The organism is Cellulomonas sp. A375-1 (assembly GCF_001040865.1).
Classification (GTDB): Bacteria; Actinomycetota; Actinomycetes; order Actinomycetales; family Cellulomonadaceae; genus Cellulomonas; species Cellulomonas gelida.
Genome location: NZ_LFKW01000065.1, coordinates 22,898 through 38,534, shown reverse-complemented (window position 1 = coordinate 38,534; position 15,637 = coordinate 22,898). Strand labels below are relative to the sequence as shown.

Below are 15,637 nucleotides of genomic sequence, written 5' to 3'. Positions count from 1 at the left end.
GGGGGGGAGCCGGTCGCGACGACCGGTGCGGTGCGCCACGTCGGGCGGACCGCCGAGCGCCGCGGCGTCGAGCCGGGCGGCTCGGACGAGATCGAGGCGGCGCGCGACTCGGCGCTCGCCGGTGGTGCGCAGCGGGAGTCGGTGCTCGTCGGCTACGGGCTCGCCGAGGCCGGCAGCGCGCGTCGTCCCCGCGCCGGTGCCGACCCCGCGCCGCCGGCCGGCACTGCGTCGCCGCCGGCCGACACTGCGTCGCCGCCGGCCGACACTGCGTCGCCGCCGGCCGGCACTGCGTCGTCGTCGGCTGCTGCGTCGTCGGCCGTTGCTTCGTCGGCCGCGACAGCCGTCGCTCCGCCGTCGGCCCGGACGACCGCCTCGTCGGGCGTGGCGCCCGCCGCCGCGTCGGGTGTGACGCCCGCCCGTGCGACGCACGTGCTCGCCAAGCCTCCCGTCCGCAAGCTCGCGCGTGAGCTCGGCGTCGACCTGGACTCGGTCACCCCGACCGGTCCCGGCGGGATCGTCACGCGCGAGGACGTGCTCGCGCACGCAGCGCAGGCCGAGGCGCGCACGCTCGCGACGTACGCCGAGGACGACGACCGCGCGTGGCTCGCGTCCGGCACGGTCTCGGTCGACGGCCGCCAGACGCGCGTCCCGGTGAAGTCGGTGCGCAAGCGCACCGCGGAGGCGATGGTGACCTCGGCGTTCACCGCGCCGCACGTCACCGTGTTCCACACGGTCGACGTCACGCGGACCATGAAGCTCGTCGAGAAGCTGCGCGGGGACCGCGAGTTCGCGGACGTGCGCGTCACACCGCTGCTCATCGCCGCCAAAGCGCTGCTGCTGGCCGTGCGCCGCCACCCCGAGATCAACGCGAGCTGGGACGAGGCCTCGCAGGAGATCGTCTACAAGCACTACGTGAACCTGGGCATCGCCGCGGCGACGCCGCGCGGGCTCGTCGTGCCGAACGTCAAGGACGCCCACCGGCTCGGGCTGCACGAGCTCGCGCAGGCGCTCGGCGAGCTGACCGCGACCGCGCGCGCGGGCCGTACGAGCCCGGCGGACATGAGCGACGGGACGATCACCGTCACGAACGTCGGGGTGTTCGGCATCGACACGGGCACGCCGATCCTCAACCCGGGTGAGGCGGCGATCCTGGCGTTCGGCGCGATCCGGCAGCAGCCGTGGGTGCACAAGGGCAAGATCAAGGTCCGCCACGTCACGCAGCTCGCGCTGAGCTTCGACCACCGCCTGGTGGACGGCGAGCTCGGGAGCCGCGTGCTGGCCGACGTCGCCGCGGTCCTGGCAGACCCGGCCCACGGCCTGGTCTGGGGCTGACCCTCTCCCAGCGCTGACCCAGCGCTTGCTCCGGCTCGACGCGCGTCAGGCCGGAGCGACCGCAGTCTCGTCGTCGCTCAACCGCGCGACCCAGCGGTTGCTCCGGCTCTGTACGCGTCAGGCCGGAGTGACCGCACTCTCGTCGTCGCTCAACCGCGCGACCCAGCGGTTGCTCCGGCGCTGCGCGCGTCAGGCCGGAGCAGGTGCTGGGTGGGCGGAGCTGGTGGGGTCAGCGGCGGGCGCGTTCGGCCGACAGGGCCGCCAGGGCGAAGACGACGGCGAGCGCCTCGGTGATCGCCGAGACCCACTCCTGCCAGCCGGCCCACTGCGACTGCACCCCGAACAGGCCGTCGGGCAGGTAGACCGCGAGCAGGAACCCGGCGAGGGTGCTCGCCCCGAACCCGGCGGCCCCCAGCAGCGGCAGCGGCGAGCGCCAGACCAGCACGAGCACGGCCAGGACGAGGCCGCCGACGCCCTGCAGCCAGAACGCCGTCGCGAGCCAGTTGCCCGTCCCGCCGCCGTAGCCCTGGGACGCGACGAGGTACAGGTGCACCGCCGCGGAGATCGCGACGACGAGCGCGGTGAGCACCCGCCAGGACCACGCGACCGGGCGCGTGCCGCGTCCGGCGACGATCGGGTCCGCGGCCATGTCAGGCCGCCCCGGAGAACACGGCCCCGTCCTTCACGTGCACGTCGACGGCTGGCAGCGGCTTGTCGGCGGGCCCGCTGATGTTCGCGCCCTCGAGCGTGAACTTCGAGCCGTGGCACGGGCAGTCGAGCTCGTCCTTGGCGGGCTGCACCGTGCAGCCCTGGTGCGTGCAGATCGCGCTCACCGCAGTGATGGTCCCGGCGGTGGCCTGGACCAAGAGGATCTTCTCCCCGCCGTTCTCGACGAGCAGCGCACCGCCCACCGGCACTTCAGCGACCTGCGCGAGCGGGGTGGCCCCGTCGGCGCCGGGGGTGGCGGCCTGGCCCTTGGTGTCGCCCGTGCCGGGCGACGAGCTGCTGCCGCACGCGGCGAGCACCGCGGCGGCCGCGACGGCGATCCCCGCACCGCCCGCACGGGTCAGGAGCTGGCGCCGGTCGAGACACCCCGCACAGGCGGTGTCGTCGTGGTGGCCCTGCGTCACGTCGCCGACCGCGGCCGTGCTGACCGGGCCTGTCGTGGTGGTGCTGGTCATGGCGTGCCTCCGGTGTGTGCGTCCGGCTCGTCGTCCCACGGCCCGGCCCGACAGCCGGTGAGTGCGACGCTAGTGGTCGATGCTGTGGGTCGGCTGGGAACCGACCGGCGGTGACTGCGCATGCAGACGTTGTTCCTGGTCGGGCGGCTCCACTGCCCGGTCCGAGGCGTCCACCTGGTGAGCAGCGGGCTCGGGGTCCGCCGCCGCCGCGGCCGCGGCCTCGTCGGCCAGGCGGCCCTGGATGCCCGAGACCGTCCGCAGCGGCAGCTCCGGGAGCAGCAGGGTGAGCACCACGCCCGCGATCATCACGAGGCCCGCGATGAGGAGCACCAGGTCGATCGAGGCTGCGAACCCCTCGAGGATCGGCCGCGCGAGGCGCGGGTCGAGTGCCGAGATGAACGACGAGTCGTCGATGCTCAGGCCGTCGGTCCGGCCGGTCTCGAGAAGCTCGAGGACATGCGTGTTCGCGGGGTCGGCGCGCACAGCCGGGTCCGCGACGGCCGCCTGCAGCTCGGGCGTGGCCGCGGCCGACGTGAACGCCTTCGAGATGTTCCCGACGACGGTCGAGAACAGCACCGAGAGGAACAGCGCGGTGCCCAGCGTGCCGCCCATCTGCCGGAAGAACAGCGACGACGAGGTCGCCACGCCCATGTCCTGCACCGGGACGGCGTTCTGCACGGCCAGCACGAGCGGCTGCATCGTGAAGCCCAGGCCCAGGCCGAACACCACCGAGAACGCGAAGATCCACCCGAACGCGGTGTCGACGTCGAGCGTCGCGAACGACAGGCTCCCGACGATCATGAGGATCGTCCCCAGGACGGGGAAGATCTTGTACCGGCCGGTGCGGGCCGTGGTCTGACCGGCGATGACCGAGCCCGCCATGATCCCGACCGTGAACGGGATCAGCGTCAGCCCCGCCTGCGTGGGCGACTGCCCGCGCACGATCTGCAGGTACAGCGGCAGCACCGCGAGCCCACCGAACATGGCCAGGCCGATCACGACGTTCGCCGCGGCGCCGACCGAGAACACCCGGTTGCCGAACAGCCGCAGCGGCAGGATCGCGTCCGCGCCCGCGCGCCGCTCGAGCAGCCAGAACGCGAGCAGTCCCACCGCGCCGACGACGTAGGCCGTCACGGCCCGCGGCGACGTCCAGCCCCACGTGCGGCCCTGCTCCGCGACGACGAGCAGCGGCACCAGCGCCACGACGAGCGCGAGCGCACCCGGCCAGTCGACCCGGTGGTGCACGCGCCGCACGGGCGGCAGGTGCAGCACGCGCGAGACGACGGCGAAGCCGAGCACCCCGAGCGGCACGTTGACCAGGAACACCCAGCGCCAGCCCGCGAAGCCGAGGATCTCGTCGGCACCCGAGAAGACCCCGCCGATCACGGGACCCAGCACCGACGACGTGCCGAACACCGCGAGGAAGTACCCCTGGTAGCGCGCGCGCTCACGCGGCGGGACCAGGTCGCCCAGGATCGTGATCGCGAGCGACATCAACCCGCCCGCGCCCAGGCCCTGCACGCCGCGGTACACCGCGAGCTGGTACATCGAGTCGGCCGTGCCGGACAGCAGCGAGCCGACGACGAAGATGCTGATCGCGGCCAGGTAGAACGGCTTGCGGCCGTACATGTCGGAGAGCTTGCCGTACAGGGGCGTCGAGATCGTCGCCGTCAGCAGGTACGCCGTGGTGACCCAGGCCTGCAGCGACAGGCCGTGCAGGTCGTCGCCGATCGTGCGCATGGACGTCGCGACGATCGTCTGGTCGAGCGCCGCCAGGAACATGCCGATCATGAGCCCGCCGAGGATCGCGACGATCTCGCGGTGCGAGGGCGGCTGGACGCCACCGTCGTCGGGAGGGCTCTCGGACGTGCCAGTGCCAGGCGCGGTCGGCTGTCCCGCGGGGGCGAGCGTCGGTGCGTCGTCGGGGGTGGTCTCGGGCTGCGTCATCTGACCTCGATGGAGGTGGGACCTGGGTGGGACCGGTTGCGCCGGCGGCTGGAGCCCGCCGACGTCCCGGGGCACGACGATCGACCCACCGGGACGCGAATGTCAGCAACAATTCGGGCCCATGGATGTGTTCCCGGTCACAGGGTGCGTCTCGCCGTCCGGACGATCACGCGCCGTGGGGGATGCTGGACGCGTGCTGTGCGTCGACGACTGGTCCGGGCGCCCCCTGGGGGGCGTGAGCGCATGAGCGTCCTCACCGACGTGCGGCGGCCCGGGCCGTGGCGGGTCGTCACGCTCGTCGTCGTCGCCGTGATCGCCGTGGTCGTCGGCGTGTGGTTCTCCGGTGCGGCGCTGCCCGCGCTCGTGCTCGACCCCGGGCCGCTCGTCCGGTGGGGCCTGCCCGTGACCGAGACGCTGGGCGAGGTCGCGGCCGCGACCACGATCGGCGCGCTCGTCCTGGCGGTGTGCGTCCTGCCGCGGCGCGAGGAACGCGCCCCGGGTGCGCGCCGACCCCTGCGCGGCGGGCCCGCCGCCGAGGGCACCGCCTACCCGCGGACCCTGCTCGTCGCCGCGTGGGCCGCGGGCGTGTGGACCGTGGCCGCCGTCGCGCAGCTCGTGCTGTCCTACGCCAACGTCGCCGGGACGTCGGTCACCGCGCCGAGCTTCGGCGACGAGCTGTGGCTGTACGTCACGCAGATCCCGCTCGGCCGCACGCTCGGCTCGGTCGTGGTCGTCGCCGCCGTCGTCACGGCGCTGTCAATGGTCGTGCGCACCCCGACCGGTGCCGCGTGGACCCTCGTGCTCGGGATCGTCGCGCTCTGGCAGCTCGCGCAGCTCGGGCACGCCGCGGGCGCCGCCGGGCACGACCTGGCGACCTCCGCGCTGTTCGTGCACCTCGTCGGCGCCGCCGTGTGGATCGGGGCGCTCGCCGCGCTCGCGGTGCTCGTGCGGGTGGTCGGCACCGACCTCGCCCCCGCGGTCGCGCGCTACTCCGTGATCGCCGGCTGGTGCGTCGCGGCGGTCGCCGCCTCCGGGCTCGTGAGCGGGTGGCTGCGCCTCGGGTCGTTCGCGGGGCTCGACACCCGGTACGGCGCGCTGCTCGTCGCCAAGGTCGTCCTGCTGGTCACGCTCGCGGGGCTCGGGCTGTGGCACCGTCGTCGGACCGTGGCGGCCCTGGCCGGCCGCACGTCGGCGTCCGTGGCGACCGCCGCGGCCGGAACCGGAGCGTCGAGCGTCGGAGCGACGGGCACCGCAGCGGTGGGCACCGGCTCCGACCCGCGCGCGAACGGGACCGGGGGCACTCTCGTCGCGGGCGCGACCCGGCTGTTCTGGCGGCTCGTGCTCGTCGAGCTCGCGGTCATGGGCGCCGTCTCGGGCGTGGCCGTGGCGCTCGCGTCCAGCGCGCCGCCCGTGCCGGAGACCCCGCCGGCCGACCCGACCCCGGCCTACCGGATCACCGGCCACCCGCTGCCGCCCGAGCTGACGGCCTCGCGGTGGCTCACCGAGTGGCGCTGGGACCTGCTGCTCGCGTTCGCGACCGTCGCGGGGCTCGTCGTCTACTGGCGCTGGGTGCTGCGGCTGCGCCGGCGCGGCGACGCGTGGCCCTGGGCGCGCACCGCCTCGTGGACCGTCGGGCTCCTGATCTTCGGCTGGACGACGAACAGCGGGCCCGCGACGTACGGCCACATCCTGTTCAGCGCGCACATGATCCAGCACATGGTGCTCGCCATGGTGGTGCCCGTGTTCGTCGCGCTGTCCGCGCCGGTCACCCTGGCGCTGCGGGCGCTGCCCGTGCGCGGGGCCCACCTGTCGGGCGACGTCTCGCGCGGGCCGCGTGAGTGGCTCCTGGTGCTGGTGCACAGCAGGGTCGGGCAGTTCTTCGCGAACCCGATCGTGGCGGCGGTCAACTTCGTCGTCTCGATGCTGCTCTTCTACTACACAGGTCTGTTCGAGTGGTCGCTGCGCAGCAGCGTCGGGCACCTGTTCATGGTCGTGCACTTCTCGCTCGCCGGGTACCTGTTCGTCAACTCGATGGTCGGGGTCGACCCGGGCCCGAAGCGGCTCGGGTACCCGCAGCGCCTGCTCGCGCTGTTCGCGACGATGGCGTTCCACGCGTTCTTCGGGGTGTCGCTCGTGTCGGGCGAGTCGCTGCTCGTCGCCGACTGGTTCGGCCTCATGGGCCGGCCCTGGGGGCCGTCCGCGATCGCCGACCAGCAGACCGGCGGCGCGATCACGTGGGGGATCGGCGAGCTCCCGACCCTGGCGCTGGCCATCGGCGTCGCGCTGGCGTGGTCCCGCGACGACGACCGCACCGCGCGCCAACGCGACCGCCGCACTCGCGACGAGGACCCCGAGCTCGACGCCTACAACGCCATGCTCAAGTCCCTCAACGACTGACCCCACCACCCCACCCCCGTCCCCCCACCCCAGCCACCCCACCCCCGTCGACCCAGCGCGTGCTCCGGCTCCCGGCGGGACTGGCTTGAGCATCCGCTGGATCGCGGCGTCACCCCCTGTCGACCCAGCGCGTGCTCCGGCTCCCGGCGGGACTGGCCTGAGCATCCGCTGGCTCGCGGCGTCGCCGCTCCCGACTAGCGAGTGCGTGGCGCTGGCCCACAGCGCGACCCCACAGCGCGAGCCAGCGTCTGCTCCGGGGTACGGGCGCCCGTGCACGACGAGGGATGCGTGCGCTCGGTGGTCAGCGGTGGTACGCGAGGGCTCGGCGGATCTGGCGCGGGATCGTCATGGTCCCGAGGTCCGGCCATGCGAAGCGAAGGAGGTAGACCCAGCCGACGGTCGCGATGCGGTTCTGGCGCTGACGGTCGGCCAGCACCGCGTCAGGCGAGGTGTGGAACTCGTCACCGTCCAGCTCGGCGACCAGCCAGCGACCACCCTTCAGCCGCCAGCCCATGTCCCCGCGAAGCGTGCCGCCCTGGTCGGGCGGCACGATCTCGAGCTGCAGCACGTCGGGCGGGACCCCGTCGTCGATGCACTCCAGCCGAGCGAAGCTCTCGAACGGCGACTCGGCCCGACCGTCGACGAACGGCCACCAGGTCCGCACACGCTGGACCCCGCGCCTGCCCCCCATGCGCGCAGGCAGCGACGCGACCTCGTCCGACGAGAGCAGGCCGCGGTGCACGACGTCGTCCATCACCGCCAACCCGTTGCGTCGAGGCAGCTCCGGCAACGCCCTCACCAGGGCATCGGCAAGGGTGGCGATCCGGCGACCGCCCAGCTCGACGGTCACCACCGGGTCGAAGCACCGCAGCCTGACGCCGTCGCGAGCGTGGCGCGGGGAGCCGTCAGGCAGCCCCGCCTCCGGTCGCGGGTGCATCGGGAGCCCCTGGACGCCGTGCAAGGCCAGGGCGCCGACGCCGACCGCCATCGCGTCCGGACCGTAGGCGAGCATCCCGAGCCACACTGCGCGTCGGCGTCGTCCGGGGTGCGAGGGCTCCTGCCCAGGCGTGGTGTCGTAGACGCCGCGGGTCGCGCGATGCCACTGACCTGACGCGACGAGCCGCGTGCGGGTATCCCGCCCGAGACCGTGCGCGTCGCACTGCGTGTGGGAGACGAGACCCTCCTGCTGCAGGGCGAGGCCGACGAGCTCGGCGGGGACGACGATCGGACGCATCCCCCAAGGTCACCGCGCCCGGGGCCGCTCGTGGGCCCACGGCCTCCCACCTGTGGACGGCCGTGCGCAGAGCCTGACCTGTGGACGGCTCGCCATCACCCCTTCGACTGCTCAGCGGGCGCAGTCGCTCAACGGTCCCGAGGCCGGAGAGCCCGGGGTGCGAGGCCAGCACGCCGACCCAGCACCTGCTCCGGCGAGCGGGGCGTCCTGCCGGAGCAGGCGCTGGGTCGCGCGGTGGGGGTGTGGTGAGACAGCGGTTGTTCAGGGGATTCAGCTCGGAGGGCTGAGCAGGCGCTGGGTCGTGCCGTGAGGTGTGGTGAGGCAGTGGTTGTTCAGGTGAATCGGGTCAGAGGCCGGAGCAGGTGCTGGGTGGCGGTGATGGTGGGGTCCGGGGTGGGGCGCGGGCCGGGGCGGTTTGGCTGTGGTGCTCGTGGAACGGGGTGGGAGTGGGGGAGGGGGGTGATAGGACGGGGGGATGGTGAAGATCGGGGATCTCGAGGAGTACGTCGCTGTGCCGCGGGTCGGAGGGCTCACGCTCTCGCCGGACGGGCAGCGGCTCGTCGTCGCGGTGTCGACGCTCGACACGAAGAAGACCAAGTACCTGACGGCGCTGTGGGAGGTCGATCCCGCCGGTGAGCAGCCGGCCCGGAGGTTGACCCGGTCGGCGAAGTCCGAGGGTGGTGCGGCGTTCACGCGCGACGGCGACCTGCTGTTCACGAGTGCGCGTCCGGACCCCGCCGCGAAGGACGCGGACGACGAGGCCCCGCCCGCGCTGTGGCTGCTGCCGCGCGACGGCGCAGAGGCGCGCGTGGTCGCGGCGCGCACGGGCGGGCTCGGTGGCCTGGTCACGGCCAAGGACGCGCGCACCGTGCTCCTCGCGGGCGACGTGCTGCCGCGCGCGAGCGACGCCGAGAGCGACGACAAGCTCCGCAAGGACCGCAAGGACAAGAAGGTCGCCGCGATCCTGCACGACGGCTACCCGGTCCGGTACTGGGACCACGACCTCGGACCGGCCGCGCCGCACCTGTTCACGGCGGAGATCCAGGCGGGCGACGGTGCGGACGACGAGCACGCCCTCCTCGCCGGGCAGGACGACCCGCGCCTCGAGCTGACGGACCGCACGCCCGACGCGCGCGCGGCACTCGTCGAGCAGCACGCCACGATCTCCCCGGACGGCACGACGATCGTCACGGGCTGGACGCAGCTGCGGGCACGCGCCGACCAGCGCAGCAGGCTCGTCGCGATCGACGTCGCCACGGGCGAGCGCCGGACGCTCGTCGAGGACGACGGGATCGACGCGGGGTCGCCGGTGGTCTCGCCCGACGGCCGGTGGGTCGTGTACGCGTACGAGACGATCTCGACGCCGCACGAGGCGCCGCGCGTGGGCCTCGCGCTCGTGCCGCTCGCGGGCGGGCCGTCACGGGTGCTCGCGCCGGGCTGGGACCGGTGGCCGGGCGGCGCGGTGTGGCTGCCGGACTCGTCGGGACTGCTCGTGGTCGCGGACGACGAGGGGCGCGCCCCGATCTTCCGGATCGACCTGGCGACTGACGGCGGCGAGGACACGGTCACGCGCGTGACCAGCGACGACGCGGCGTTCTCGGACGTCCAGGTGAGCCCGGACGGCCGCACGGCGTATGCGCTGCGCTCGTCGTACCTGGCCCCGGCGCATCCCGTGCGGGTGGACCTGACGGTGCTCCCGACGACCGCGGTCGCGCTGCGCTCGCCGGCCCCGACGCCCGAGCTGCCGGGCCGGCTCGAGGAGGTCGAGACGACCGTCGCCGACGGCCGCCGCGTGCGCGCGTGGCTCGCGCTGCCGGACGGCGCGGACCCGGCGCACCCGGCCCCGCTGCTGCTGTGGATCCACGGCGGGCCGCTCGGGTCGTGGAACGCGTGGTCGTGGCGCTGGAACCCGTGGCTGCTGGTCGCGCGCGGGTACGCGGTGCTGCTGCCGGACCCGGCGCTGTCGACGGGCTACGGGCAGGACTTCGTGCAGGCCGGGTGGGGTGCGTGGGGCCGGGCGCCGTACACGGACCTCATGGCGGTCACGGACGTCGCGGAGCGGCACGAGGCGGTCGACGAGACGCGCACCGCCGCGATGGGCGGGTCGTTCGGCGGGTACATGGCGAACTGGGTCGCGGGGCACACGGACCGGTTCCGCGCGATCGTCACGCACGCAAGCCTGTGGGCGCTCGACCAGTTCGGGCCGACGACGGACGCGTCGTTCTACTGGCAGCGCGAGATGACCGACGAGATGGCGCTCGAGAGCTCGCCGCACCGGTTCGTCGGGCAGATCGTGACGCCGATGCTCGTCGTGCACGGCGACAAGGACTACCGGGTGCCGATCGGCGAGGGCCTGCGCCTCTGGTACGAGCTGCTGGCCAAGTCCGGGCTGCCGGCGGACGACGAGGGTCGGACGGCGCACCGCTTCCTGTACTTCCCCGACGAGAACCACTGGGTGCTCACGCCGCAGCACGCGATCGTCTGGTACCAGGTGGTGGAGGCGTTCCTGGCCGAGCACGTGCTGGGTCGCACGGGCGACGACGCGGTGGCGTACCCGGACACGTTGGGCTGAGCGCGGGGCTGGGGGCAGGGGCGCCGCTCGTCCGGGTGACGGCCGGCGCCCCCGACCCCGGGCATACCGGGACGAACCGGGCGACTGGCGCGCGCCGACGGAGGGCTGCGGGAAGACTCCCCCATCTGAGACCGGCCGAGCTTCGGCCGACCGACGAGAGGGAGCAAGCATGGGTATCGGTGGAGGTATCGCGCTGCTCGTGATCGGCGCCATCCTGTCGTTCGCGGTCAGCGACGCGATCGACGGCGTCAACCTGGGGCTGATCGGCTACATCTGCATGGGCGCCGGTGCGCTGATGCTGATCCTGGCGCTCGTGATCAACGCGCAGCGTGCGAACACGTCGCACACCGCGGTGGTCGAGCACCGGGAGACGCCGCCGCCGGCCGTGTGAGGGCACCCGGCTGGGTGCAGGGTCCGGGCCGCGTGAGGCGGCCACGGGAGACGGGGACGACGAGCGCCGCGCGGCCGACGAGCTGCGCGGCGCTCGTCGTGCGCCCGGGCCGTGCCCGCCGTGCGCCCGCGCTCTGCCCGCATCGTGGTCGTAGGATAGGCAAGCCTTACTCCGTGGCGTACTCTTGCTGACAACACGTCACCAACGTGCTGACGCCGACGAGAGAGACGCCCGTGACCACGACTTCCGTCCCGACGGTCGCCACCGCGACCGGCATGACGCTCTCCGCGTCGCTGCGCGAGGGCACGCGCGACCAGCACAGCCAGGCCGAGGGCATGGAGTTCATCGACGGGCTCGTCTCCGGGCGCCTGGACCGCGACGCGTACACCGCGCTCGCCGTCCAGCAGCTCGCGATCTACACCGCGCTCGAGCGGGCCGGGGCGGTGCTGCGCGCCGTGGGTGACGACCACGGTCTCGTCTTCGACGAGCTGACGCGCGTCCCGGCGATCGAGCGCGACCTCGCGTTCCTGCTCGGCCCCGACTGGTCCGCGCAGGTGACCTACCTGCCCGCGACGCTCGACTACGCGCAGCGGCTCGTCGCGTGCTCGTCGGACGTGACGCTCTACGCGGCGCACGCGTACACCCGCTACCTCGGGGACCTCTCGGGCGGTCAGGTCGTCAAGCGCATGGTGCAGCGGCACTACGCCGTGCCCGACGACGGCGTCGGCTTCTACGACTTCCCGCAGATCCACAAGCTCAAGCCGTTCAAGGACGTCTACCGGGACCGGCTGGACCAGCTGCCGCTCGACGACGAGCAGGTCGCGGCGACCGTCGAGGAGGCGCGCGTCGCCTTCCGGCTCAACCAGGCGGTCTTCGCCGAGCTCGGCGAGCGGCACACCTCCGCCTGAGCCGCGTCGATCGTGCGCGTCTGACCTGCGCGGGCGGGTGATTTGTGCGGAACGAGTGATTCCTCGTCCGCCGGTGTCCGCAGGTGCCCTCGGCAGGCGATGATGTCCCCGTGACGCCACGGGTGACGGCCGGAGCTCGCGGGGGCCGACGGGCCGCCGCGGCGCTCAGCGGCGCCCGCGGATTCGCCCTGGCAGCGCACCGGCTGGAGAGCGCTCGCTCGCTCGACGAGGTCGTCCAGACCGCCGCGGCGCTCGCGGCCGAGATGCTGCGCGCGCGCCTCGCCGCGACCTGCCGCATCGAGCACGAGACCATGCGCGTGCTGCACCACGAGCCCGCGTCCGACCCGCGCCACGGGTGGCGGCTGCTCACCACCTACCGCGCGGAGGACCGGCCAGCGCTGCGCCGGCTCATCCGCGAGCGCGAGAGCTGGGTCGCGCACGCGCAGGACGTCACCGGCCAACCCACCGAGCCGGGTGCCGAGGGTGCGGGCGACCCCGTCGAGGTCGCGCAGCTGCTCGAGGTCGGGGCCGCGAGCTCGCTCGGTGCGCCGATCGTCGTCAACGGTGCGGTGTGGGGCGAGATCTTCGCGCTGCGCGGTCCTGACGGCGGGCTGTTCACCACCGACGACGTCGCCACCGCCGAGGTGCTCGCCGCGCTCGTCGCCGGGGCCATCGCACGCGTCGACCTCGAGGAGCAGATCCGCCACCTCGTCGCCGACGACCCGCTGACCGGCCTGGCCAACCGCCGCGTCGCGGACAACGCCGCAGAGGCCGCGCTCGAGTCGGGCGAGGAGGTCTGCATCGTCATGTGCGACGTGGACGGCCTCAAGCGCGTCAACGACGAGCTCGGCCACGACGTGGGCGACGACCTGCTGCGCAGCGTCGCGGACGTGATGCGCCGCGCGGTCGAGCGGCTGCCCGGCAGCACCGCGGCGCGCCTGGGCGGCGACGAGTTCTGCCTCGTGACGGTCGGCCAGCACCGCGCCGAGGTCGCCGAGGTCATGCTCTCGACCACGCTCGACTTCCCTCTGCCGCACGGCGCGGCGATCTCCTACGGCCTGGCCTCGACGGCGATCACCGGCGAGATCTCCGCGCGGCACCTGTTCCGCCGCGCCGACATCGCGCAGTACCGCGTGAAGCGCGCCCGCGCGCGTGCCCGGCAGTCCGCGGTGCCGATCGCGGACCCCGCGGTCACCGCCGAGCGCGTCGTCGTGGCCGGTGCGGCGGCGATCACCGCGGCGCAGTCGGGAGTGGTGCCTCGGCTGTGCGCGCTCGCGGCGGCGACCACCGAGACGCTCGGCGGGTCGGCGTGGGCGGTGCTCATGCAGCGCGACGGCACGGCCTCGGCGGTGGCGCGCGGTGGCAGCCCGGCGGACGGCGACCACGAGCAGCTCGTCACGCAGGTGGTGCACGGCGCGTGGCTGGTCGAGATCGGCGCCTCGCCGCACGCCGCGCAGGGCCCCGCGGTCACGACGGCGCTGCACGCCCTGGCTGCGGTCGCGATCGAGGGCGCGTCCTGACGCCGGCGCCCCGCTGACGCCGTCCCGGTCAGCCGTGCAGCGGGAGCGTCAGGGCGGTGTCGCCCGACGCGGTCACGCGGACCGGGACGCCCCAGTCCTGCGCGTTGAGGTGGCACGCCGGGTACTCGACCGAGGGGTCGTCGTCGCACGACGCGGCGTGCGCGGTCACGTGCAGCACGCCCTCGCCGACCGCGGGGTCGAGCACGAGCTCACGGTCGAGCGCGACGTCGTCGCCGGCCCCCGCGAGGAGCAGCCCCGGCGGGGTCGACGAGACCTGCAGCCGCGTCGAGGGGCCGAACCGGTCGTCGTACTTCTGTCCCTTCGCGGGCGTGAACACGACGTCGAGCCGCACCCGGTGCGCGAGGTCCGTGACGGGTCGCTGCGTGCGGTGCACGCCCCCGTCGACGGCCGCAGCGACGATGCCGGCGAGCGGGATCCGCGTGACCCGGTGGGCGGCGGACTCGACGACGAGCAGCGTCGCGTCGGCTCCGGTGCCCAGCACGACGAGCCCGCTCGGCTCGGCCAGGTCCGTCGCGATCGTCGTGACCTCGCCCACCGGCGTGCCGGTGCCCTCGGGGCCGGCCGGCACGTAGCGGCGGACCGCACCGTTGTAGGTGTCCGCGACCGCGACCGAGCCGTCGGGGAGCACCGCGACGCCGAGCGGGTGCTGCAGACGCGCCTCGTCGGCCGGTCCGTCGCGGTGCCCGAACTCGAACAGCCCGGCGCCGACGACGGTGTCCACGGAACCCTCGCCCGCAGGCGTCGGCGTGACCACGCGCAGCGCGGACGTCTCGGAGTCCGCGAGCCAGATCCGCCCGTCAGGCCCCACGGCCAGCCCCGACGGCTGCGCGAACCACGCGTCGCGCAGCGGCCCGTCGAGCAGCCCCTCGTTCATGGTCCCGCCGACGTGCGCGATCGAGCCCTCCTTGTCGTCGAACGCCCACAGCGTGTGGTTGCCGGCCATCGCGACGACGAACGCGCCCCACCGCTGCGACCACGCGACGTCCCACGGCGACGAGAGCCGCACGCCCTGCGCCGGACCGGCGAAGCCCGCACCGGTGCCGCCCCCGAACGCGGCGGACACGTTGTCCGACGCACCGACCATGAGCTGCTCACCGGTGCCGGCGACCGTGGTCACGGCGCCGTCCGCGAGCCGCACGCCGCGCAGCGCGTGGTTGACGGTGTCCGCGACGAGCACGTCGTACTCGAGCCAGGGACGCAGCTCGTCGGGCACGAGGCACAGGCCGTTGGGCTCGCTGAACCGCGCGTCGTCGGGACCGCCGTCGACGAGGCCACGCTCGCCCGAGCCGATCCGGCGGACCAGCGTCTGGCCGTCCGGCGCGAGCTCGGCCAGGCTGTGGTGCCCGGCGTCGGCGACGAGAAGGTTGCCGTTCGGCAGAGCGACGGCCTTCGCCGGGAACCGCAGCGTCCCGGGGGTCGCGCGCGGCGGCACGTACGGGCCCGAGCCGCGGTGCAGCGTGCCCTTCGCGTCGTGCTCCGCGACGAGCTCGCGCACCAGGACCTCGAGGTTGTGTCGGTGCCCCTCGCCTGCCATCTGCGCCACGACGTACCCCTCGGGGTCGATCACGACGAGCGTCGGCCAGGCGCGCGCCGTGTACGCCTGCCACGTGACGAGCTGCGGGTCGTCGAGGACGGGGTGGTGGACCTCGTAGCGATCGACCGCCGCCACGAGCGCGTCGGGGTCCGCCTCGTGCACGAACTTCGGGGAGTGCACGCCGATCACGACGAGCACGTCCGAGAACTCCGCCTCGAGCTCGCGCATCTCGTCGAGCACGTGGAGGCAGTTGATGCAGCAGAAGGTCCAGAAGTCGAGGACGACGACCTTGCCGCGCAGGTCCGCGAGCGTGATGTCGCGCCCGCCGGTGTTGAGCCACCCCCGTCCACGCAGCTCCGATGCCCGCACCCGAGGAAGTCGCCCACCAGTCACACCCCCATTCTCTCCTCCCTCCACCCCCGCCACGCTCCTCCCGCGACCCAGCACTCGCTCAGGCTCCGACGAGGTGAGGCCGGAGCGAGCGCTGGGTCGTGGCGGGGCGTGGGAGTGAGGCGGGGGTTGCTCCGGCTTCCGGGTGGTGGGGCCGGAGCAGGTGCTGGGTCGGGAGGGTGGGCGACGAAGCAGGGGTTGCTCAGGCTT

At 74.0% G+C, this 15,637-nt stretch carries 11 protein-coding genes; 6 read left to right on the top strand and 5 right to left on the bottom strand.

Annotated elements, in window-relative coordinates; all coding sequences use genetic code 11:
• On the top strand, positions 1 to 1,332 hold a 1,332-nt coding region (locus CWIS_RS07565), incomplete at its 5' end, for a 2-oxo acid dehydrogenase subunit E2 (RefSeq protein ID WP_082156292.1).
• A gap of 229 nt (positions 1,333 to 1,561) precedes the next feature.
• On the opposite strand, the gene CWIS_RS07560 is transcribed toward CWIS_RS07565, so the two are convergent.
• The 3 genes from CWIS_RS07560 to CWIS_RS07550 form a co-directional block, all read right to left on the bottom strand.
• Positions 1,562 to 1,981 carry a hypothetical protein gene (locus tag CWIS_RS07560; protein ID WP_048342651.1) on the bottom strand — a complete coding sequence of 140 codons (420 nt, stop codon included), beginning with the start codon at positions 1,979 to 1,981 and terminating at the stop codon, positions 1,562 to 1,564.
• A gap of 1 nt (position 1,982) precedes the next feature.
• The gene (locus tag CWIS_RS07555; protein WP_053071610.1) at positions 1,983 to 2,513 is read right to left on the bottom strand and encodes a ubiquinol-cytochrome c reductase iron-sulfur subunit; all 531 of its coding nucleotides are present in this window, start codon (positions 2,511 to 2,513) and stop codon (positions 1,983 to 1,985) included.
• Positions 2,514 to 2,582: 69 nt separating this feature from the next.
• Positions 2,583 to 4,460 (bottom strand): MDR family MFS transporter, encoded by a 1,878-nt coding sequence (locus tag CWIS_RS07550; RefSeq protein ID WP_082156291.1) that lies wholly within the window; start codon positions 4,458 to 4,460, stop codon positions 2,583 to 2,585.
• 243 nt (positions 4,461 to 4,703) lie between these two features.
• Here CWIS_RS07550 and CWIS_RS07545 point away from each other — a divergent pair, with 243 nt between their 5' ends.
• Complete coding sequence (locus tag CWIS_RS07545; RefSeq protein ID WP_048342650.1) at positions 4,704 to 6,857, top strand: cytochrome c oxidase assembly protein; 2,154 nt, start codon at positions 4,704 to 4,706, stop codon at positions 6,855 to 6,857.
• A gap of 301 nt (positions 6,858 to 7,158) precedes the next feature.
• Here the strand turns inward: CWIS_RS07545 and CWIS_RS17550 are convergent, their stop codons facing one another.
• Positions 7,159 to 8,091 (bottom strand): type IV toxin-antitoxin system AbiEi family antitoxin domain-containing protein, encoded by a 933-nt coding sequence (locus CWIS_RS17550; RefSeq protein WP_053071609.1) that lies wholly within the window; start codon positions 8,089 to 8,091, stop codon positions 7,159 to 7,161.
• A 475-nt stretch (positions 8,092 to 8,566) separates the two neighbouring features.
• Between CWIS_RS17550 and CWIS_RS07535 the strand changes: the two genes are divergently transcribed.
• The 4 genes from CWIS_RS07535 (at position 8,567) to CWIS_RS07520 (ending at position 13,482) form a co-directional block, all read left to right on the top strand.
• Positions 8,567 to 10,663 (top strand): alpha/beta fold hydrolase, encoded by a 2,097-nt coding sequence (locus CWIS_RS07535; protein ID WP_048342649.1) that lies wholly within the window; start codon positions 8,567 to 8,569, stop codon positions 10,661 to 10,663.
• Positions 10,664 to 10,832: 169 nt separating this feature from the next.
• Positions 10,833 to 11,054 (top strand): DUF6458 family protein, encoded by a 222-nt coding sequence (locus CWIS_RS07530; protein WP_048342648.1) that lies wholly within the window; start codon positions 10,833 to 10,835, stop codon positions 11,052 to 11,054.
• Positions 11,055 to 11,287: 233 nt separating this feature from the next.
• Positions 11,288 to 11,962, top strand: coding sequence for a heme oxygenase (biliverdin-producing) (locus CWIS_RS07525; RefSeq protein WP_082156299.1), 675 nt, complete (start codon positions 11,288 to 11,290; stop codon positions 11,960 to 11,962).
• 110 nt (positions 11,963 to 12,072) lie between these two features.
• Positions 12,073 to 13,482, top strand: a complete 1,410-nt coding sequence (locus CWIS_RS07520; RefSeq protein WP_048342646.1) for a diguanylate cyclase — start codon at positions 12,073 to 12,075, stop codon at positions 13,480 to 13,482.
• A 28-nt stretch (positions 13,483 to 13,510) separates the two neighbouring features.
• On the opposite strand, the gene CWIS_RS07515 is transcribed toward CWIS_RS07520, so the two are convergent.
• Positions 13,511 to 15,406: an NHL domain-containing thioredoxin family protein gene (locus CWIS_RS07515; protein WP_231583725.1), complete on the bottom strand. Its 1,896-nt coding sequence runs from the start codon at positions 15,404 to 15,406 to the stop codon at positions 13,511 to 13,513.
• Positions 15,407 to 15,637: the final 231 nt, after the last annotated feature.